Annotated in this window: 16 protein-coding genes; 4 read left to right on the plus strand and 12 right to left on the minus strand. The window is 66.7% G+C overall.

Translation table 11 applies throughout. The features are described 5' to 3' along the window. Positions 1-11: 11 nt before the first annotated feature. Both AC6LKD_RS22370 and AC6LKD_RS22375 read right to left on the minus strand, forming a co-directional pair. Positions 12-809 (minus strand): GntR family transcriptional regulator, encoded by a 798-nt coding sequence (locus AC6LKD_RS22370; protein ID WP_207466564.1) that lies wholly within the window; start codon positions 807-809, stop codon positions 12-14. A 62-nt stretch (positions 810-871) separates the two neighbouring features. Further along, entirely contained in the window at positions 872-2,584 is a 1,713-nt protein-coding gene (locus tag AC6LKD_RS22375) for a GGDEF domain-containing protein (protein ID WP_498117483.1), read from the minus strand. Positions 2,585-2,701: 117 nt separating this feature from the next. On the opposite strand from AC6LKD_RS22375, the gene AC6LKD_RS22380 reads away from it, so the two are divergent. Next, positions 2,702-3,343, plus strand: a complete 642-nt coding sequence (locus AC6LKD_RS22380; protein ID WP_498117484.1) for a hypothetical protein — start codon at positions 2,702-2,704, stop codon at positions 3,341-3,343. Next, positions 3,336-4,442 (plus strand): hypothetical protein, encoded by a 1,107-nt coding sequence (locus AC6LKD_RS22385; RefSeq protein WP_498117486.1) that lies wholly within the window; start codon positions 3,336-3,338, stop codon positions 4,440-4,442. The genes AC6LKD_RS22380 and AC6LKD_RS22385 overlap by 8 nt, the downstream gene beginning before the upstream one ends. A 91-nt stretch (positions 4,443-4,533) precedes the next feature. Here AC6LKD_RS22385 and AC6LKD_RS22390 read toward each other — a convergent pair whose 3' ends face one another. From AC6LKD_RS22390 to AC6LKD_RS22405, 4 genes are all read right to left on the minus strand, one after another. After that, positions 4,534-7,026, minus strand: coding sequence for a TonB-dependent siderophore receptor (locus AC6LKD_RS22390; RefSeq protein WP_498117487.1), 2,493 nt, complete (start codon positions 7,024-7,026; stop codon positions 4,534-4,536). A gap of 121 nt (positions 7,027-7,147) precedes the next feature. Then, a complete protein-coding gene (locus AC6LKD_RS22395) occupies positions 7,148-8,134 on the minus strand; it encodes a FecR family protein (RefSeq protein WP_498117488.1) in 987 nt (328 codons plus the stop codon). Positions 8,135-8,168: 34 nt separating this feature from the next. Continuing rightward, positions 8,169-8,624 carry an RNA polymerase sigma factor gene (locus AC6LKD_RS22400; protein ID WP_498117489.1) on the minus strand — a complete coding sequence of 152 codons (456 nt, stop codon included), beginning with the start codon at positions 8,622-8,624 and terminating at the stop codon, positions 8,169-8,171. A 185-nt stretch (positions 8,625-8,809) separates the two neighbouring features. Next, a complete protein-coding gene (locus AC6LKD_RS22405) occupies positions 8,810-9,346 on the minus strand; it encodes a YaeQ family protein (RefSeq protein ID WP_498117490.1) in 537 nt (178 codons plus the stop codon). Between the two features lie 151 nt (positions 9,347-9,497). Between AC6LKD_RS22405 and AC6LKD_RS22410 the strand changes: the two genes are divergently transcribed. After that, a complete protein-coding gene (locus AC6LKD_RS22410; RefSeq protein ID WP_498117491.1) occupies positions 9,498-10,175 on the plus strand; it encodes a LysE family translocator in 678 nt (225 codons plus the stop codon). An 80-nt stretch (positions 10,176-10,255) separates the two neighbouring features. Here the strand turns inward: AC6LKD_RS22410 and AC6LKD_RS22415 are convergent, their stop codons facing one another. The 5 genes from AC6LKD_RS22415 to ggt all read right to left on the minus strand — a co-directional run bounded on the left by AC6LKD_RS22415 (position 10,256) and on the right by ggt (position 17,269). After that, positions 10,256-12,115: a dipeptide ABC transporter ATP-binding protein gene (locus AC6LKD_RS22415; RefSeq protein ID WP_041653435.1), complete on the minus strand. Its 1,860-nt coding sequence runs from the start codon at positions 12,113-12,115 to the stop codon at positions 10,256-10,258. A 17-nt stretch (positions 12,116-12,132) separates the two neighbouring features. Continuing rightward, complete coding sequence (locus AC6LKD_RS22420; RefSeq protein WP_013393318.1) at positions 12,133-13,011, minus strand: ABC transporter permease; 879 nt, start codon at positions 13,009-13,011, stop codon at positions 12,133-12,135. Next, the gene (locus AC6LKD_RS22425; RefSeq protein ID WP_013393317.1) at positions 13,008-13,952 is read right to left on the minus strand and encodes an ABC transporter permease; all 945 of its coding nucleotides are present in this window, start codon (positions 13,950-13,952) and stop codon (positions 13,008-13,010) included. Before AC6LKD_RS22425 ends, AC6LKD_RS22420 begins: the two co-directional genes overlap by 4 nt. A gap of 140 nt (positions 13,953-14,092) precedes the next feature. Beyond that, entirely contained in the window at positions 14,093-15,604 is a 1,512-nt protein-coding gene (locus AC6LKD_RS22430) for an ABC transporter substrate-binding protein (RefSeq protein ID WP_498117493.1), read from the minus strand. A 36-nt stretch (positions 15,605-15,640) separates the two neighbouring features. Beyond that, positions 15,641-17,269, minus strand: coding sequence for a gamma-glutamyltransferase (ggt, locus tag AC6LKD_RS22435; RefSeq protein ID WP_492275621.1), 1,629 nt, complete (start codon positions 17,267-17,269; stop codon positions 15,641-15,643). A gap of 93 nt (positions 17,270-17,362) precedes the next feature. Here ggt and AC6LKD_RS22440 point away from each other — a divergent pair, with 93 nt between their 5' ends. Beyond that, a complete protein-coding gene (locus tag AC6LKD_RS22440; RefSeq protein ID WP_013393314.1) occupies positions 17,363-18,265 on the plus strand; it encodes a LysR family transcriptional regulator in 903 nt (300 codons plus the stop codon). A gap of 3 nt (positions 18,266-18,268) precedes the next feature. On the opposite strand, the gene AC6LKD_RS22445 is transcribed toward AC6LKD_RS22440, so the two are convergent. Next, a complete protein-coding gene (locus AC6LKD_RS22445) occupies positions 18,269-20,440 on the minus strand; it encodes a phosphocholine-specific phospholipase C (protein ID WP_013393313.1) in 2,172 nt (723 codons plus the stop codon). Between the last annotated feature and the right edge of the window lie 30 nt (positions 20,441-20,470).

The following is a 20,470-nucleotide window of genomic DNA, read 5'->3' on the forward strand; positions in this document are numbered from 1 at the left end:
TCTCCGAGGGTTCAATGGAATTGGGCGGACAGCTCTTCGCTGACCCATACCTTGGCGTCGATGCTGCCGACGCGTGACAGCTGCAACTGATACTGATAACGGTCCGGCCGGTACAGGCCCTGCAAGAGCTGCACGGGCCGTTCGTTCACGTCGCGCACGATGCGCGTCACGGCCAGCAGCGCGGAGCCCACGGCCACGTCCAGATGACGGGCCACCTGGGCGTCGGCCAGGCGCGCCGAAATGGTCTGGGTGGCGCCGCCGAACTCCACGCCGGCCGCTTCCAGCAGCATGAGCAAGGGTTCGCGCTCCAGGTCTGCGCGGGTGAAGTCGGCCACGGCCTGCGGCACGTAGGTGGTGATGTGGGACAGCGGCCCGGTCTCGGTGCTGCGCACCCGCAGGCTCTTGTGCACCGGCGCGCCGGGCGCGAGCTCCAGCGCCTCGGCCACCACGGGCGGCGCCGACACCAGGGTGCTGTCCAGCACCTGCACCGAAGTGCGCAGGCCCATGTTGACGATGTTTTCCAGCAGGCCGGTCAGGTGCGCCTTCTGCGGCGGATTGGCCTTGGACCCGCTGACGGGATTCGGCGGCGCGCGCAGCGGCCAGGTGCCCAAACCCGGCCGGCGCGACACCAGCCCGTCGGCCACCAGCATCTCCATGGCCTTGCGGATGGTGATGCGGGCCACGTCGAACTGGTCGGCCAGCGCATGTTCGCCGGGGACTCCGTCCTGATCGAAACGCCCCTCCTGCACCTGCTCGCGCAGGACGAGGTAGATCTGGTGGTACTTCGGCAGAGGTAGTGAGGTTCCCATGACGGGAACTCTAGGAGTGTCCTAATGTACCGTCAATGGAACAAATAGCTTTGGCGGTTGTTCTATCGGGAAAACACTGAGGGCGCGGACTCGATGCGGTTGCGCCCGCGCTGCTTGGCGTAATACAAGGCTCGGTCGCTGCGGCTGAGCGCAAGCTCCGCGTCGGCGTCCAGAGTGTGCATGGTGGAGATGCCGATGCTGACCGTCAGCGGAATATGCCGGTCATCGCCCAGCGAAAACGGCGCGGCCGCGATGCGCTGCTGCACCCGCGTGGCGAAGGCGTGGGCGCGTTCGATGTCGGTGTCCGGCAGCACCACGGCGAACTCCTCGCCGCCAATGCGTCCCACCAGGTCGACCGCCCGCAACTGGGCCCGCAGCGTGTTGGCGAAATGTTGCAGCACGCCGTCGCCGATAGCGTGGCCCCAGGTGTCGTTGATGCGCTTGAAATGGTCCAGGTCGCACATCAGCACGGCGGCGCAATCGCTGCCCTGCCGCTTGATCCGGGCCAGTTCCGCCGCGATGCGAGACATGAAGTGGCGGCGGTTCGGCAGCGTGGTCAGGGCGTCGGTGGCGGCGAGTTCACGCAGTTCGAAGTCGGCGCGCTTGCGGTCCGTGATGTCGGTCACGAAGCCGTGCCACACCACGGTGCCGTCGGCCCCCATGCGCGGGCTGGCCTCGCCCTGGCGCCAGCGCAGGCCCTGCTGCGGCAGGCAGACGCGGAACTCCATATGCCAGGGCGTCTGCGCCGCGGCCGCGGCCTGCAGCGAGGCGTGGTAGGTGGCCAGGTCGTCGGGGTGAACTCGCTGCTCGATGGCCGCCGGGCTGGTGCGGACATCGTAGGGCGTCAGTTCGAACATGTCCCAGATGCCGGCGCTGACATACAGGAAGCGCGACCCGCCCCCCGGCCGCTGGCCGCACTGGAACACCATGCCGGGCACGGCGTCGGTCAGGTTGACCAGCAGGTCCGCCGTACGCCGCAGGCGCTCCGACATCGCGCGCATGGCACTGATGTCGGTGGTGGTACCCATCATGCGCAAGGCCCGTCCCTGCGCATCGCGGCTGACGACCTTGCCGCGGCTGCAGATCCACTTGTAGCTGCCGTCCTTGCACAGGATGCGGTGCTCGACCTCGTAGCTTTCGGTCTTGCCCTCGAAATGCGCCTGCATGGCGGCGCGCACGTAGTCGGCGTCGTCCGGGTGCAGACGTTTGTAGGAGTCTTCGATGCGGTTGGTGACCTCGGATTCGGCGTAACCCAACAAGGCCTTCCAGCCCTGCGAATAGGTGATTTCACCGGTGACGACATTGCGGTCCCAGACGCCCGTGCCGCTGCCGGCGATGGCCAGGGACAGATTGCGCGCCTCGGTGCGCCAACTGTCTTCCGCCGCCCGCTCCGCCGCCAGCGCCTGGCGCTTCTCGACGGCGGCGACAGCCAGTTCGGCAAAATCATGCAGGGCGTCCAGGTCTTCGTGGCTGAAGTCCCGCGGCTGGCCGTGCAGCAAGCGGAACGTACCCAGCCGGCGCCCATCGGCGGCGCGCAGTGGACAGTCCACGGAGAAAGGAAGGGATCCGGCCTCGGTTGCGGCCGCGGGCAAAGCGCCTGCCTGGGCCTGCCAGACGCCGTCGGCGTCGCTGCAGGCCACCAGCGCCATGTCCACGCCGAAATGCCGCTGGGCGAGACGGGCGAGCCGGTCCAGGGGACCGTCGAGCCCGGTTTGCACATTTTCCGCGCCGCCGGCGGGCGCGCATGCAGGGGGAACGTCACCTGTTGCTGGCATGTCTGGACCTGACTCAACACTGGGTTCATCGACATGGCCATGCCGGTGGCCATGACTGACATTTTGTCACGCTCTGCACCAAAATAGCAGCATTTTGAACGATATGATCACCGGCCTATGGAACACCCTATCCCCGTGCGCTCCGGCTGGCTGCAAGGCGCCTGGCTCCTGCTGCTGGCCTTCCTGATTACCCTCTACTGCGGCGCGGCCAGCGCCCAGGCGTTCGACCGCCAGGCGGAGAATGCGCGCTACCGGCAGTGGCTGGAGGACTTCCGCGCCGACCTGCAGCGCTTGCGGCAATCGCCCGATCCGGCCAAGGCCGACATCGACACCCTGTTCGCGCAGACCATCGTGCCGGGCTCTCGCGCCACCCAGCTGGTCAAAACGCTGGCCGAAGCGCCCGGCGACTCCACCAGTGGCGAGATCCACTACGCCGGCTTCCAGCGCATCTTCCTGGCCGCCCTGGCCGACGCCGTGGTGGCGGGCGATGGCGGCGCATACCCGGAAGCGCAGGCCAAGTATCAGAAACAAGTACTACGCGTGCGTTACATGCATGTGGACGGCGGCGGCCGGCTGGAGCCTTTCTTCAAGGACCCGGAAGTCTTCAAGCCCTACCGCCTGCCCGCTCCCGGCACCCTGGAGCGCGGCGCCTACCCCTTCCTGCTGTTCGAGGACCATGACGGCAAGCTGCGGCTGGGCGGCGTGTCCAAGGAATTCTGGGATCTGCTGAAGTTCATGGACATGCTGCAATATGCATAAACGACTGGTCCTGATGCTGGCGGCCGTTGCGCATGCCGGCCCCGCGCTGGCGGCCTGCGGCCCCGCATCCGTCGATTTCACCGCGCCGGTGGCGCTGAAGGCCGTGCCCGTCGCGGTCGGCCTGGGCGGCGACCGCGTGCTGTTGGGCCGCCAGGGCGAACGCGTTGCCGCCCGCAACCAGCCCGTCTGGGTCGAGGAAACCGGCGATCCGCTGCCCCGGACCTGGATGGACCAGGTCGATTGGTCCGCCTACCGGCTGGACAGCGTCCAACGGGCGCCCACCAGGCTCTACTTCGACGGCGACGGCCGGCTGTGCCGCGCGGAGTCCTACGACATCCCCCGGCGCGGCGACGCCGCGCCCTTCCTGTCGGGCGGTTACACGCTGGAGTACGACGGCGCCGGCGCCCTGACGCGCGTGGTCGAGTACGAACAAACCTCGGTCCGCCGGCCCGCCGCCTACGAGGCGAGCCGCCAGACCTGCCTGAAGCGTGACACCAGCGGCGCGCTCACCGCTTTCATCAATGAGGCTTGCGACGACAAGCAGGAACCGGCCGCCGGCCGCTTCTACGCGCGCGACGCCGCGGGCCGCCTGCTGCGCGCCATCGATACCACCTCGCAGGGCGGCGCGTTCCAGGTCCAGACCTATGATGGCCAAGGCCGGCCGCAGCAGCGTTATGTGCGCCGCTACTCCCCCGGGGATCGCGGCAAATCCTACGCCGATGTCGCGCATGCCTCCCGCGACTCCCGCCCTTATCCGCTACGCCGGGAAGAGTTGAACGAGCTGTCCACCGAGGTTCCCGGCAATGACTGGCGCATCGTCAGCATCGCCGACGAGGTGCCGCTGGACGACCCGGACATGCAGTCCTGGAATCCGGACACGCAGACCGTCCTGGCCCAGGGCGTGACCGACGCGCAAGGCCGCTCAGTGCTCGCAGCTGACGCCCAGGAACGCGTCTGGCAGGCCATGCGCGACCGGCCTGGCAGGATCTTCTGGTATTCCGATCCGATGAGCCGCGTGCTGCTGTTGCCTGCGATGGACGAGGCCCGCTGGCGCGCCTGCGCCGATCCCGCGAATCAGGCCGCCGACGCCTGCGGCTGAGGCGTTCAGGCCCGCCCGCGGTGGCACATCCGCCGCCAAGCCCCACCAGGTCGTCAGCAGGGTCGGCGGGCGGCGCAGACCACGCAACCGCTCAGTACGTGCCGCGCAGCGTCAGCATCCAGTTGCGCGGCGCGCCATACCAGTTGCCGCCATCCGCCCCGCCTACGCGTTCGTAGTAGACCTTGTCGAACACGTTGTTGGCGTTGAGCGTCAGGGTCCAGCTGGGGTCGAACCGGTATTGCGCCATCAGGCCGAACACGGCGTGGCCGGACTCGGTGAACTTGTAGGGCGAGGCTTTGCCATCCGGCGCATAGACCGATCCGGAGACAAAAGTGGAACTCTGCATGACGGCATTACCGCCGACGCGCCAGCGCGACAACGCGCCCGGCAGCGTATAGGCCGTGGAGAATTTGAATAGATGCCGCGGGGTGATCGAACTGAACACCGTATCGTCGCTCTTGTCCTTGGAATTATTGAAGGTGTAGCCCAGCGCGATTTCCCAGCCCGGCGTGACCTCGCCGCCTATCTCCAGGTCCACGCCGCGGCTCACGACCTTGCCTTGCGCCTGGTAGCAGCAACTGCCCGCCCAGACGTCGTAGGATTCCGGGTAACGCCGATCGATCACGCCAGTGCCGGTGCGTTCGACATTGAACAGGCTGAGCGTGGCGTTGAGGCGGCCATCCATCAGTTCGCCCTTGATGCCGGCTTCGTAGCTCTTCCCCCTGATGGCGGGCAGCGACGTGCCTGGCGCCGGTCCGGATTTCAGCAAACCCTGCGGCTTGTGGATGGCCGAATAACTGACGTAGGCCGACCAGGCGTCGTCCAGGTCATAGATGATCCCGCCATAGGGCGTGGTCTTGCTCGGTTCCTCATAGTCCGTGCGCGAAGTCACCGCCCAACTGGAGCTGGCGTCCTTCCGGTTCGAAACGGTCTGGAAGAACTTGTAGCGGCTCACGCGGGCGCCGGCGATCAGGTGCAGGCGCGAGGTCGGGTTGAAGCGCAGCAGACCATACAGGCCTTTTTGCTCCTGGCCCCAGGGTTCGTAGCGCGTGGTCAGCGGCACGTTCATGTCTGGATTCCAGGCGTTGCGGTCGAACACATTGACCGGCACCATCCAGTTGTCCACCGGCTTGCCGGTATTCCACGTGCCCTCCACGCGCTGCCAGTCCACGCCCAACAGGATCTCATGGCTCTGCCCGAACAAATCGAAGCCGCCGCTGAGATTGGCGTCGAACAGGTCCTGCTTGTTGTCCATGACATAGCGGCCGCCGCCCCAGGTGGCTCCCGAACCGTCCAGCGGACTGATGGCGCCATAGGCAAAAGCGGTGGTCGAACGCGTGTCGCTGCGCTCTTGCGTGTAATTGAGCCTGAGCCGCCAGCGATCCGAAAAACGCTGATCGAGCTGGGCGAACATCTGCCTGGTTTCGGTCGAGGCCAGCGCCCACGGCTGGGTCAGCGAAGCCGAGCGCGACAGGCCCAGGTCCCGGCCGTCGGCGTAGCGCGGCACACCATCGCCATTGCCGCGCTCACGGTTTTTCGTGTAGCTGCCACCCACCGTCAGCAATGTGTTGCGCGTGAGATCCGCTTCCAGCACGCCATACACCTGGGGCGATTCCGTGCTCCGGTTGTCCAGGAAGGAGTCGCTGTTTCCGTACACCGCCACGGCACGGCCGCGCAGCCGCCCGTCAAAACCTAAAGGACCCGTGACGTCGATCATGCTTCGATAGTTGTCCCAACTACCTGCGGACGCCTCCACGATCACCTGCGATTCAGCCAGCGGCTTCTTGCGCACCAGGTTGACGATGCCGCCCGGATCGCCCATGCCGCCCAGCAGGCCCGACGCGCCGCGCATGACTTCGACCCGGTCGTAGAACGCAAGATCCTGGCCAGCGTCGTAGGTGTACGCGCCCAATGCCAGCGGCGCTCCGCCGTCGATCTGCATGCTGGTGATCTGGAAGCCGCGGGAATAGAAATTGAAGGAGTTGTAGTTGGCGCGCTGCACCGTGATGCCGGCGGCCTGCTCCAGCGCGTCGCTGACACTGACGAGATGCTGATCTTCGATCTGCTGGCGAGTGACCACCGACACGGACTGCGGCACTTCGCGGAAGGCCAGATCGGTCTTGGACGCGGTGCTGGTGACGCGGCTGGTATAGGAGCCGGTGCCTTCGGTGGTGCCGTCTTCGGCGCGCCGAGCGGTCACCGTGATGGCCGACAGCGTGGCGGCATCCAGATTGTCCGGCTCGCGTTCGATCACCGCCTTGCCGTTCTCTACCACGGCGATCAGGCCGCTGCCAGCCAGCAAGCGGTCCAGCGCTTGCTGCGCCGTCAGCCGTCCGGCGACGGGCGGCGCGGTCTTGCCGGCCACCAGCGCAGGGTCGTACAGGAGTTCCATGGACATCTGGCGTCCGACCTCGACCAGCGCCTCATGCAGAGGTTGCCGGGCCGAATTGATGATGACAGCAGTCTCGGCGGCCGGCGCAACGGCGGGAACGGCCGCCAGGGAAATCAGGGCGAGGGACAGCCGTCCCAGCAGAAAGCGGGCGCGCGCGGGCTGGCGGCGGGAGCGGAAAGACACAGGGGACATGAGGGATTTGTTCCAACGGGTTCAACGCGGCTGCGGTCGCAAGCCGGCACTCATCGATAACGAGTGCGAAACGATGGAAATCCCTGAAGCGCCAGCGCGCGCCTTTTGTAATAATTTGAAACTACGGTGCCGGCGTCAGGACTTGACCGCCTTCCTCGTCAGTCCGCACGCGCACCGGCGCAATGCGGGGCAACAGCCCAAGCAGGCTGCCGGGAGAGTCCACATTCAAGGTGCCTGATACTCTGACCTGCGCCAGCCGCGCGCCTTCCAGCCGTATGACAAAAGGCGCGTAGCGGTTCAACTCGGCTACGGCCACGGGCAACGGCGTATTGTTGAATACGAGTCGCCCCTCGCGCCAGGCCGTGACGGAGGCGACATCGACGGCCGCAGCCGGCGTGAGCCCGTCGCGGCTCGCCAGCAGCCCTTCGCCCGGCCCCAGAGTTTCCCGCCGCCAGAACGCCCAGCCACCGGCCCGGACTTCGACCGAACCCGCGGCTACCGCGACTTCGGTGGCGTCGTCCCGCCTGCGGACATTGAACCGCGTGCCGGTCACCTGCACCGTCGCGCGGCCTGCATGCACGATGAAGGGACGCGACGCATCCGCGGACACTGAAAAGCTGGCCTCGCCCACTTCCAGGTCGACCTCGCGGCGGTCCGGGTAAAAACGCACCACGGCCCGGCTGTCCGTATTCATGTCAATGGAAGAGCGGTCGGGCAGGAGCACGGTGCGGCGTTGCCCATGTGCGCTCGTCAAGACCTGTTCGAAGTTCGCGGGGCTCTGCCAGCGCATGCCTATGCCGAAGCCGCCAACGGCCAGCGCGCCAGCGCCGGCCAGGGCCCAGCCCAGCAGCGCGCGGCGCCCGCGTCCGGAAGATCTTCCAGACGATTCTGGCGGCACGCCGGCCAATGCGCGCAAGCGCTCATGTCCCGCTTGGCCCGTGCTATCCCAGAGTTGTTCCAGCAGCGCATACTCCTTGCGGTGCTCCGGGTCGGCCTGCAACCATGCGTCGAATTCCCGGCGGTCCGCGTCGCCCATGCGTCCGGACCGCACGCGCGCGAACCACGCCGCCGCGGCGTCGCGAGGGTCGTTGTAGAGGCGAGGATCCAAGGGAGCGTTCATCGGGGGAAGTATTAGGCCGGATTCAGCCCGAGACACCGCTTTGCAGGACATCACGCAGATGGCGCATGGCACGCATGATATAGCGTTCGACGGTATTGAGTGAAAGCCCCATCCGGGCTGCGACCTCGGCTTGGGTCAAGCCGTCGATGCGGTGCCAGATGTATGCCTGGCGGCATTTCTCGGGCAACTGCCGCAACGCGGCGTCGATCGCATGCGCGAGCTGAATGCCATCAAGTTCGACAGTGACATCGGCCGACTGCGGATGTTCATGTTCGGCCAGGTCGTGCAGCGGCACGCCGGCGCGCTGGCCGAGCTTGCGCAGATTGCTCACGAGATTATTGCGGCTGGCCTGATACAAGTAGGCACAAGGGTCGGCCAGCGCGGCCCCCTGCCGCTTCAGCATGCCCAGCGCGGCCTCTTGCAGCGCATCCTCCGCCTCTTGCGGATGCTCGCTGCGGCGCGTCCAGTCGCGGAACATCGTTGCGTACTTGGCGAGCCAGGTACTGGGCTGGGGGGGAATCGGCACTGGCGGCGGGAGCAGTCGAAACAGGCTGCATCATAAATGATAACAACTCTCATTTCAAAAAAATCTGCGTTGCGGCGCTGCAGCCCCGACCAGCCCGCGCTCACCCAGCGGCATGAGCGCCCTTCCTCACCCTGGCGTCAGCGCCAGGTTTCCGGCTCGACGCTGACCTCGCCCTTGTCGGCCGAGAAATACACGACGCCGTCGGAGATGTTGGCGTTCAGGCGCATGGTGCGCTCGGCCAGCTGCGCCAGGGCCCTGGTCTGCTCCGACGGCAGGTTGACGATCTTCAGGTTACGCGTGCGTTCCAGCTTGTTCTTCACGCCGTCCCACCAGATCTTGCTGGCGGAGCCGCCGTAGCAGTACACGATGACCTCTTCGGCACGGCCGCAGGCGCGCAGGATGCGGCGTTCCTCGGGCTGGCCGACTTCGATCCAGAGCTTGACCGCGCCGGTCAGGTCCTTGATCCACAGGTCGGGCTCGTCGGTGTCGCTCAGGCCCTTGGTGAAGGCCAGTTCCTCGTGCGCATGCAGGGCGTAGGCGACCAGCCGCACCATCATGCGCTCGTCGGTTTCCGAGGGATGGCGGGCTACCGTCAGCGAGTGGCTGCCGTAGTAGTGGCGGTCGGTGTCGGCGACGTTGAGCTCGGCCTTGTAGATGGTGGCGCGCAGGGCCATGGCGTAAATCCGTTGAATGTGGCGAATTGCTGAAGGCCGCCATGATAACGCCTGCGGCGCTGCGGCACGGGGACAGGCGGCTGCGCGCGGCGCCCCGGCGGCGCTACACTGGCCGCCTGCGCCCTGCTGCGCCCGCCACCGGACCCCGCCCATGACCGCCACCGCCGCCCTGCTCGCCTTTACCCTGGCCGCTGCCATCCTGACCGTCACGCCCGGCATGGACAGCGCCCTGGTGCTGCGCACCGCCGCCGTGGAAGGCAGCCGCCGCGCCCTCATGGCCGGCCTGGGCGTGGCCACAGGCTGCCTGGCCTGGGGCGCCGTGGCGGCGTTCGGCCTGGGGTCACTGCTGCTGGTGTCGACCCTGGCCTACGACGCGCTGCGCCTCTGCGCGGCGCTGTACTTGTTCTATCTGGGCGTGAAACTGCTGTGGGGCACCTGGGCCGGGAAGCAGACCGGCAAACAGGCCGACAAGCAGACCTACAAGCAGGCCGCGCCCGATGCCGCCCGGCCCGCGCCGGCCACGGCCGCCAGCGCCGGCAACTGGTTCGTGCGGGGCTGCCTGACCAATGCCCTCAATCCCAAGATCGGGATCTTCTACATCACCTTCCTGCCGCAGTTCATCCCCGCGGGTGAGAATGTGCTGCGCTTCAGCCTGCTGCTGGCAGGCATCCACGCGGTGCTGGGCATACTGTGGTTTGCAGTGCTGGTGGCCGCGACGCGGCCGCTGGCGCGCTGGCTGTCGCGCCCTGCCGTGATGCGCGGCCTGGACCGCATGACGGGCGCGGTATTCATCGCCTTCGGGCTGAAGCTGGCACTGGAGAAGCGCTAGCTTCAGCTCCCCGGGGACGCCCCCGCGGGCAGCGGCGCGGATGTTTCCGGTCGCCGGCTGGCCGCCAGCGACCTTGTGCCTCAGTAGACCCCGATAGGATGGCGGGCCACGAAATGGCCCTCGCCCACCGCGACCAAAGGCTCGACCAGCGGATCGTCGCCCAGCTTGCGCATCGGGCTGGGGATCTCGTCGACCAGCAGCGAACGCTCGCGGTGGCGGCGCTGCGGATCGGCGATGGGCACCGCCGCCATCAGCTTCTTGGTATAGGGATGCTGCGGATTCTCGAAGATGGCCCGGCGCGGGCCGATTTCGACGATCTGGCCCAGGTACATCACCGCCACCCGGTGGCTGACGCGCTCGACCACCGCCATGTCGTGCGAGATGAACAGGAACGACACGCCCAGCTCGCGCTGCAGGTCCAGCAACAGGTTGACGATCTGCGCCTGGATCGAGACGTCCAGCGCCGACACCGATTCATCGGCGATCACCACCTTGGGATTCAGCGCCAGGGCGCGCGCGATGCAGATGCGCTGGCGTTGGCCGCCGGAGAATTCGTGCGGATAGCGGTCGATCATTTCCGGCAGCAGGCCGCACTTGTCCATCAGCCAACGCACCCGGTCCTGCGCCGCCTTGCCGCGCGCCACGCCGTGGATCAGCAAGGGTTCCATGATGGAATAGCCCACCGTCATGCGCGGGTCCAGCGAGGCGAACGGATCCTGGAAGATGAACTGGATGTGCTGGCGCAGCGTCTGCATGGCGCTGCCGCGCAGCGCGCCGATGTTCTTGCCGTCGAATTCGATGCTGCCGGCCTTGCTCTTGACCAGTTGCAGCAGCGAGCGCCCGGTGGTGGTCTTGCCGCAGCCGGACTCGCCCACCAACGACAGCGTCTCGCCGGGATACAGGTCGAAGCTGACCTTTTCCACGGCGTGCACGCGCTTCTGCACCCGGCCCAGGATGCCGCCGGTGATGTCGAAGCTGGTGGTCAGGTCGCGGACCTTCAGCACCGGGCCGTTTTCGCGCCGCACGGTGGACGGCGCCGCGACCGGCGCGGAGGCCGCCTGCGGCGGAGCCTTGGCGTCGTCCACGCGCAGCAGCGGGAACGGTGCAGGCTCGTCCGTGCCATGCATGGCGCCCAGGCGCGGCACCGCCGACAGCAGCGCGCGCGTGTAGGCGTGCTGCGGACGGGCGAAGACCTGGTCCGAGCCGCCCTCTTCCACCTTGTCGCCGCGGTACATGACCAGCACGCGGTCGGCCACCTCGGCCACCACGCCCATGTCGTGGGTGATGAAGATCACGCCCATGTCCATCTCTTCCTGCAATTGGCGGATCAATTGCAGGATCTGGGCCTGGATGGTCACGTCCAGGGCCGTGGTCGGCTCGTCGGCGATCAACAGCTGGGGCTTGCACGACAGCGCCATGGCGATCATGACGCGCTGGCGCATGCCGCCCGACAACTGATGCGGGTAGCGGTCCAGGATGGCGCGGGCCTCCGGGATGCGCACGCGCTCCAGCATGCGCAGGGTCTCGGCGCGGGCCGCGGCTGCGTCCAGCCCCTGGTGCAGCTGCAAGGCTTCGGCAATCTGGTTGCCGGCCGTGAAGCTGGGGTTCAGGGACGTCATGGGCTCCTGGAAGATCATGGCCACGTCCGCGCCGCGCACGCGTTGCAGCGTGCTGTCGGGCGCGTTGAGCAGGTCCAGCACGTCGCCATTGCGCCGGCGCAGCAGCATGCCGCCGTTGACGATCCGGCCGCCGCCGTATTCCACCAGGCGCATCAGCGCCAGCGAGGTCACCGATTTGCCGGAACCGGATTCGCCCACAATGGCCAGGGTTTCGCCGCGGTCGACGTGGAAGGAGACTTTGCGCACCGCTTCCACGGTGCGCTCGGGGGTCTTGAAGCGCACGGTCAGGTCATTGACCTGGACGACGCGCTTGGGGTCCATTGTTGTTGCCATGGTGATTACTTTTCCTGACGCGGATCGAGCGCGTCGCGCAGGCCGTCGCCCAGCAGATTGAAGCCCAGCACCACCAGGAAAATGGCCGATCCGGGGAAGATCGACATCCAGGGCGCCTGGGTCATGAAGTTCTTGGCGGTGTTCAGCATCGAGCCCCAGGACGGGTTCGGCGGCTGCAGCCCCAAGCCCAGGAACGACAGGCTGGCCTCGGCGATGATGGCCGTGGCGATGGTGATGGTGGCCTGCACGATCAGCGGCGGCATGACGTTGGGGAACACGTGCCGGCCGATGATGCGCAGGTCGGACGCGCCCAGGGCCCGCGCGCTCTGCACGTAGTCCTCGTTCTTGACCGCCAGCACCTGTCCGCGCGTGAGCCGGATGAACTTGGGCGCGGCCGAGACGCCGATGGCGATCATGGCGTTGGTCAGGCTGGGTCCGAGGAAGGCGGCCAGCGCGATGGCCAGGATCAGGAAGGGAATCGCCAACAGCGCTTCGGTGGCGCGCGAGATGATGCTGTCGGTCCAGCCGCCGAAATAGCCGGCGGCAAGACCAAAAGGCACGCCCACCGCCAGCGCGATCAGCACCGACACCAGGCCCGCCATCAGCGACGCGCGGGCGCCGTAGACCATGCGGCTGAAAATGTCCCGGCCCAGCTCGTCCGTGCCCAGCCAGTAGGACGCCGAAGGCGCCTTGCGGATGGTGGTGAAGCTGGTCTGGAAGGGATCGTGGCTGGCGATCAGCGGCGCCAGGATGGCCAGCAGAACGAAGAACAGCACGATCCCCAGGCCCAGCATGGCGATGTGGTTGCGCTTGAATTTGCCCCAGGCGCGGTTGCGGCTGCGGGGCGGCGTGACGGCTGCGGCCGTTGCAGGAATTGCGCTCATGAGTGCCTCAGGCGGGGATTGACCAGGATGTACAGGATGTCGGCCAGCAGGTTCATGATGATGAAACCCACCGCCACGCAGAGCACTACGCCCTGCACCACCGCGTAATCGCGCGTGAAGACCGCGTCGACCACCAGCTTGCCAAAGCCCGGAATCGTGAAGACCTGCTCGGTCAGCACGGCGCCCGCCAGCAGTTCGCCGAACAGCAGCGTCACCAGCGTGACGATGGGCATCAGCGCATTGCGCAAGGCGTGGCGCAGCACCACGCTGCGCGGCGACACGCCCTTGGCGCGCGCGGTGCGCACGTAATCGGCCGACAAGGCTTCCAGCATGGCCGAACGGGTATGGCGCATCAGATAAGCCGCGATGGCCGTGGACAGCACCAGCGACGGCATCAGCATGGTCTTGATCGACAGCCAGAAATCCTCGGACGGCGACACATAGCCCGAGGCCGGCAGCAGCTTCCACTGCACCGACACCACCATGATGAGGATGATGCCAAGCCAGAAGTTGGGGATGGACATGCCGGACAGCGCGGCGATGTTGGCGCCCATTTCGATCGGCTTGCCCTTGCGCACCGCGGCCAGTATCCCCATGGGGATGCCGATGATCAGCGCGAAGAACATGGCCATGGCGGCCAGCTGCAGCGTGACCGGCAGCTTCTGGCCGATCAGCGTGGTGACGGGAACGTCGGTGCGCAGCGATTTGCCCAGATCGCCTTGCACGACCTGCGCGGCCCAGGCGGCGTACTGCACGGGCAGCGGATCGTTGAGGCGGTATTTATCCCGCAGGTAGTCGAGGACGGCCGGATCGCGCTCTTCGCCGGCCAGGGTCAGCACCGGATCACCGGGCAGGATTTTCTGCAGCATGAAGACGATCATCGACACCAGTATCAGTGTCGGTATCGCGACGAGCACGCGGCGCAAGATGAGTTTAAGCATATGAGAAACCGTAAGACAGGAACGGCGGACGGGGCGCGCGGATCAAACCGCGGGACCCTGCCGCCGCAAACAACAACCGGACGCCAAGGCCTGTAGGCACTGGCGTCCGGCTGGCGCGGCGCGTGACTGCCGCGCCGCGATCACTTCTGCGCGTACGTCACGCCTTTCAGGCGGATCATGCCGTCAGGATAGGGAGTGAAGCCCTTGACCTTCTTGGCCATGGCGAAGGGCCAGGGCTGGTAGTAGTTATACACCCCGGGCAATTCGTCCTGGATGATGGTCTGCGCCTGGTCGTAGATCGCCTTGCGCTTGGTTTCGTCCGGCACGGTGCGGGCTTCGTTCAGCAGTTTGTCCACTTCCGGGTTGCAATAGTGGCCGTCGTTCAGCGCGCCCTTGCAGGTGACGAAAGCGTGGATGTTGCCGTCCGGATCGACCCGGCCCGACCAGCCCAGCATCACGACCTGGAAGTTGCCGCCGGCCGATTCCTTCTGCAGGGCCGCGTACTCGGTCGGGCGCAAGGACAGGTCGAAGCCCGCCTCGGACGCCATGGCCTGCACGATCTCGGCGATCGACGAAGTCGTGGTGTTGTTGCCGAACATGACCTCGGCCTTCACGCGGTCGAAGCCCGCCTGCTTGAGCAGCGCCTTCGCCTTGGCAACGTCGCGCTGGGTCGGCGGGAACTTGTCGCTGTGGTAGGGGCTGGCGGGCGGGAACGGCTGCTGCGCGGGATCGAAGATGCCGCCGCCGGCCACTTCGCTGATGGCCTTGCGGTCGATGGCGTACTGGAACGCCTGGCGCACCAGCTTGTTCTTGAACGGGTTGTCTTCGGCGCGCTTGCCGTTGGCCACGTTGAACATGAATTGCTGGAAACCCAGGCCGGCAATCGGCGCGAAGGTCAGGCTGGCGTCGCTCTTGACCTGCGGCACGTCGGAGGGATTCAGGCGTTCCAGCATGTCCAGGTCGCCGGCGCGCAGGTTGGACAGGCGCACGGTGGTGTCCGGAATCGGCAGGAAGGTCACGCGCTTGAAGGCGAAGTCCTTGGCGTCGTAGTACTGGTCGAATTTCTCCAGCACGATGCGGTCGTTCTGGATGCGTTCGACGAACTTGTAGGGACCGGAGCAGACCGGCTTGCGGCCCACGGCGGCGACGTCCTCGGTGAAGGTCTTGGGCGACAGCATCATGCCGGCGCGGTCCGACAGTTGCGCCAGCAAGGTGGCGTCGGGTTTCTTGAGCGTCAGCACCAGCGTGGTGGCGTCAGGCGCATCGACCTTCTCCACCGAGGCCAGCTCGCCCTTGCGCAGGCTGTCCGGCAGGGACATGGCGCGTTCCAGGTTGGCCTTGGCCGCGGCGGCGTCGAACTTGGAGCCGTCATGGAACAGCGCGTCCGCGCGCAGCTTGAAGGTCAGCACCTTGTTGTCGGGGCTGAACGACCACGAGGTGGCCAGTTGCGGCACGAAGTGCAGCTTGGGATCGATGTCAACCAGCTTGTCGCACAGCGAGGTGAAGACGATGCGGCCCACATAGGTGCGCGCGCGGTGCGGGTCCAGCACGTCCGGATCTTCCTGCAGGCCGATCCGGATGTTCTGGGCGCTGGCCGCGCCGGCGGCCAGCGCCAGCAAGCTGGCGCCGAAGATCAAGGTCAAGCGTTTCATTGTGTTTTTTCCCCTTGAGGCTGCAATACTGGGTGTTTAGAAGCCGACCGCCTGACCGTCGCGCCGGCTGTCGCTGGCGGCGACGTAGCCAAGCTCGTTGTCGTTTTCGGACATGCGCCAGATGAACTGGCCCGCGCCGAAATCCATGTACGGATCGTCGACCGACTTCAAAGCATGTCCGAGGTCTTTCAGGCCCGCAATGGTAGAAGCCCTCATATTGGTCTCGATGTCCAGCGTGAAATCGCGGTTGACCTTCCAGCGCGGGGCGCAGCAGGCGGCCTGCGGGTTCTGGTGGTAGTCCAGCATGCGCACCACGGTCTGCATGTGGCCTTGCGGCTGCATGTCGCCACCCATCACGCCAAAGCTCATGACCGGCTTGCCGCCGCGGGTCAGGAAGCCCGGGATGATGGTGTGGAAGGGACGCTTGCCGCCTTCGACCACGTTGGCCGACTTCGGATCCATCGAGAAGCCCACGCCGCGGTTCTGCATGCTGATGCCGGTGCCCGGCACCACCACGCCCGAACCGAAGCCCATGTAGTTGGACTGGATGAACGAGATCATCATGCCGTTCTCGTCGGCGGCGGTCAGGTAGATGGTGCCGCCGGCGTGCGGACGGCCCGCCTCGAAATGGGTGGCGCGGTCCAGGCGGATCAGCTTGGCGCGGCTGTCCAGGTAGGCGTCGGACAGCATCTGTTCCGGCGTCACCTGCATGGAACGCGGGTCGGCCACATACTTGTACAGGTCGGCGAAAGCCAGCTTCATGGCTTCGATCTGGATGTGCTGCGATTGCACCGAGTCCACCGGGATGTCGGCCATGTCGAAGCGTTCGACGATGCCCAGCGCGATCAGCGCGGCGATGCCCTGCCCGTTCGGCGGGATCTCGTGCAGCTCGTAGCCGCGATAGGACTTGGAGATGGGCTTGACCCATTCCGGGCGGTAGTTGCGCAGGTCTTCCAGCGTCATGGCGCCGCCGCATTCCTGGCTGAAGGCGGCGATGCGCTCGGCCAGTTCGCCTTCGTAGAAGTCACGGCCCTTGGATGCGGCGATGCGGCGCAGCGTGTTGGCGGCGTCCGGGAAACGGAAGTGTTCGCCGACCTTGGGCGCGCGGCCCTCGGGCAGGAAGGCCTGGGCATAGCCCGGCTGCGATTTCAGTTCCTCGGCCGCGGCGGCCCACTTGTGCGCCACCACCGGCGGCACGGCGTAGCCGCGCTCGGCGATTTCGATGGCGGGTTCGAACAGCTGCTCGAACGGCAGCTTGCCCAGCTTTTCATGCAGCGCGGCCCAGCCGGCCACCACGCCCGGCACCGTCACCGCGTCCCAGCCGCGCTTGGGCTGGATCGCCAGGCCGTTGGGGCCCACGCCATGCTTGCGCTTGAAGTATTCGGTGCTCCAGGCCGCCGGGGCGACGCCCGACGAGTTCAGGCCATGCAGTTCCTTGCCGTCCCAGACGATGGCGAAACAGTCGCCGCCCAGGCCGCAGGATACGGGTTCGACCAGGACGATGGTGGCGGCCGCGGCGATGGCGGCGTCCACGGCGTTACCGCCCTTGAGCAACATGCGCAGCCCCGCTTGCGCCGCCAGCGGGTGCGACGTGGACACCACATTGCGGGCGAACAGCGGAATGCGGACGGAAGGATACGGGTTGCCCCAGTCGAAGGATTTCATGGCGCTAGTCTCATAACGGGTAAGCGGCCGAAGTTACTCCCGTGCTTTAATTAAATCAATTTGAAATTTTGTTCCGTCATAAAAGAGATTTTTGTGAGTACCATCCGCTTTCTGCGCACTTTCCTGGCGGTCGCGCACCACGGTTCCTTCTCGGAAGCGGCCGAACAGGTGGCGCTGACCCAGGCCGCCGTCAGCTTCCAGATGCGTTCCCTGGAAGCGGAACTGGGCCGCGAGCTCTTCGACCGTAGCGGCCGGCTCGCCATCCTGAACGCCGCCGGCCGGGAATTGCTGCCGGAAATCAAGCACTTGCTGGATCTTTACGACCGCATGCGGCTGCCGCGCACGGTGCCCGGCGAACTGGCCGGATCGGTCTCCGTGGGCAGCATCGTGTCCTGCATGGGCACCCTGTCCAAGGTGGTGTCCGGCATGAAGAAGCAGCACCCCAAGCTGGACGTGCGCATCCTGTCGGGCAAGGCCAGCGAGCTGGCGGGCAAGGTCGAGGACGGCGAGCTGGACGCGGCCTTCCTGGTGGAAGCCGGACGCAAAATGGCCAGCACGCGCTGGACCGCACTATATGAAGAGCAACTGGTGGTGATCGCGCCGCGCTCGGCGCCCGGCGCGGACGCGCGCCAGGTGCTGGCGCAGAACCCCTTCCTGCGCTTTGACCGCACCCAGCGCACCGGCCTGCAGATCGACCGGCTGCTGCGGCGGCTGGGCGTGCCGCTGAACGAATTCCTGGAACTCAACGCCATCGAGACGCTGGTCGAGCTGGTGCGCCAGGAGGTCGGCGTGACGCTGCTGCCGCTGATCAACGGCTCCAATTGGCAGCACAGCCCGGAACTGCGGATTCTCACCCTGCCGCAGGACCTGGGGCCGATGTCGCGCGCCATCGGCATGCTGGAGCGGCGCGAGCATGCGCGCCAGGGCATCACGGCGGCGATCTGCGAAGCGTGCGCCCAGGCCTTCCAGGCGCGCGAACCGCAGACCGCCGCCTGAGGCTTACTGCGCCATCGCCGGGTCCGTCACCGAGGCGCGGCCGGTTTCGACGCGGCCGGCAAAGCGGCGCAGGTAGGCCGGGTCTTCGGCCAGGCGCACGGTGAAGTCGTACCAGCCCTGGCTGCCTTCCAGCGCCCAGTGCTGTTCGACCTGGCCGCCCGCGGGCACCGTGAACTTCCAGCGCTCGTGGTTGGCGTAGTAGGCGTTGGGCGCGACTTCGAAGGTGCAGGGAGCCTTGCCGCCATTGATGAAGCTGACGTAGACGTCGCCCTTGGCGATTTCGTAGCAGACGCGGATCTCCGGCGCCAGCGCCGACGTGCGGGCCAGGGCCAGGTCGCCCGCGAAATGGCGGTGGTAGCCGTTGGGACCCAGCACCCACAGGTCGTACTTGCCGCCGTCGGCCGCTGTGTCCCAGCTGCCTTCCAGCTGCTTGTCCGGCTCCACCGTGTAGCGGCGCGGCAAGCGGTCCAGATGCAGGCGGTCATAGACGTGGAACACCGCCGCCTGCTTGCCCGTGTTGGAAAACACCAGGCGCATGGCGCCCGTGTCGGGCTGGGCACGGCCGCTGGTGTGCAGCTCGTAGGGCAAGGCGCGGGAATAGCGCACGCCCTGCTCCTGCACCGGCTTGGCCTGGGTGCTGGGATCCGGCAGCGGCACGGCTTTCAGCGCTTCCTGCGCGCTGCGCTCGCTGTCCGAGCCCGCGCGGGTCAGCAGATTCAGGTCGGGCAGCTTCTCGTTGTTGGGCGTGGCGAAGTTGAAGGCCGAGGTCAGGTCGCCCAGCACCGCGCGGCGCCAGGGGCTGATGTTGTCTTCGGCCACGCCGAAGCGGGCTTCCAGGAAACGCAGCACCGAGGTGTGATCGAAGGCCTGGGAATTGACCCAGCCGCCGCGGCTCCACGGCGACACCACATACATGGGTACGCGCGGGCCGGGACCGTAGACGCGGTCGTCGGCGGCGTCCTGGGCGGAGGCGTGGGTATGGCGCTCCAGATCGGTGTTGACGGTGGAGGCGCCGGCCATAGAACCGTCCGCATTCAGCGAGGGCGCGGCGGGCGGCGGCAGGTGGTCGAAGTAGCCGTCGTTCTCGTCGAAGTTGATCAGGAGCACGGTCTTGCTCCAGACCTCGGGGTTGGCCGTCAGCGCGTCCAGCGTTTCCTGGATGTACCAGGCGCCCTGGATCGGGCTGGACGGGCCGGGGTGCTCCGAATACGTGGCGGGAGCCACGATCCACGACACCTGCGGCAGCGTGCCGTTGACCGCGTCTTCGCGCAGCGCCTTCAGGAAGCCGCCGTCGGGCATGGTGTTGGCCGTGCCCTTGTACAGCGGGTTGGCGCCGTCCATCGAAGGCGTCCAGGCCGGATACGGCGCGCCGTTGGCGCCGTTGCCGGCCAGTTCGTTGGCGCGGCGGTACTGCTTGAAGCCGGCCAGCGGGTTGTCGCCGAAGTTCTCGGGCAGGTTCTGGTAGACCTTCCAGCTGACGCCCGCTTCCTGCAGGCGCTCCGGATAGGTTTTCCAGGTCCAGCCGGTGGACGAGGCGCCCAGGCTGTCCCACTGGTTGCGGGTCGAGGGGCCGTTGCCCAAGGACAGCGGATCGTTGGTGCCGGTCCAGTGGAACAGGCGGTTGGTGTTGGTGCCGCCGTGGGTCGAACAATGGTAGGCATCGCACAGCGTGAAGGCTTCGGCCAGCGCGAACTGGAACTCGACCTCCTTCTTCTTGTAGTAGCCCATGGACTGGTTCTGCTTGTAGCGCGGCCAGTGGTCCATGCGGCCGCCGTCCCAGGCCATCTGCGCGTCCACGTAGTCGTGCGGCGTGCCGGCCACGCGCTGGGCGTTGCCCTGGGTGCTGTCCAGGTGATACGGCATCACCACGCGGGTGCCGTTGCTCTGCTCCCAGACCGAGCGCTTTTCGGGCAGAGGGATGGTGATGCGGTCGCCGAAGCCGCGCACGCCCTTGAACGTGCCGAAGTACATGTCGAAGGAGCGGTTTTCCTGCATCAGGATGACCACATGCTCGACGTCGTTGATGGTGCCGGTGCGATTGTTGGCGGGGATGGCCAGCGCGCGGCGGATGGCCGGCGGGAACATGGACAGCGCGGTCAGGCCCGCGGTCGAGGCGGCCGCGTTGCGCAAGAAGCGGCGCTTGCCGGCGTGGACCTGGTCTTTATCGAACGTCACGGATTCTATTCCTATGGATCGGGTGGGCGC

The sequence above is a fragment of the Achromobacter sp. D7-1 genome (genome assembly GCF_059760445.1).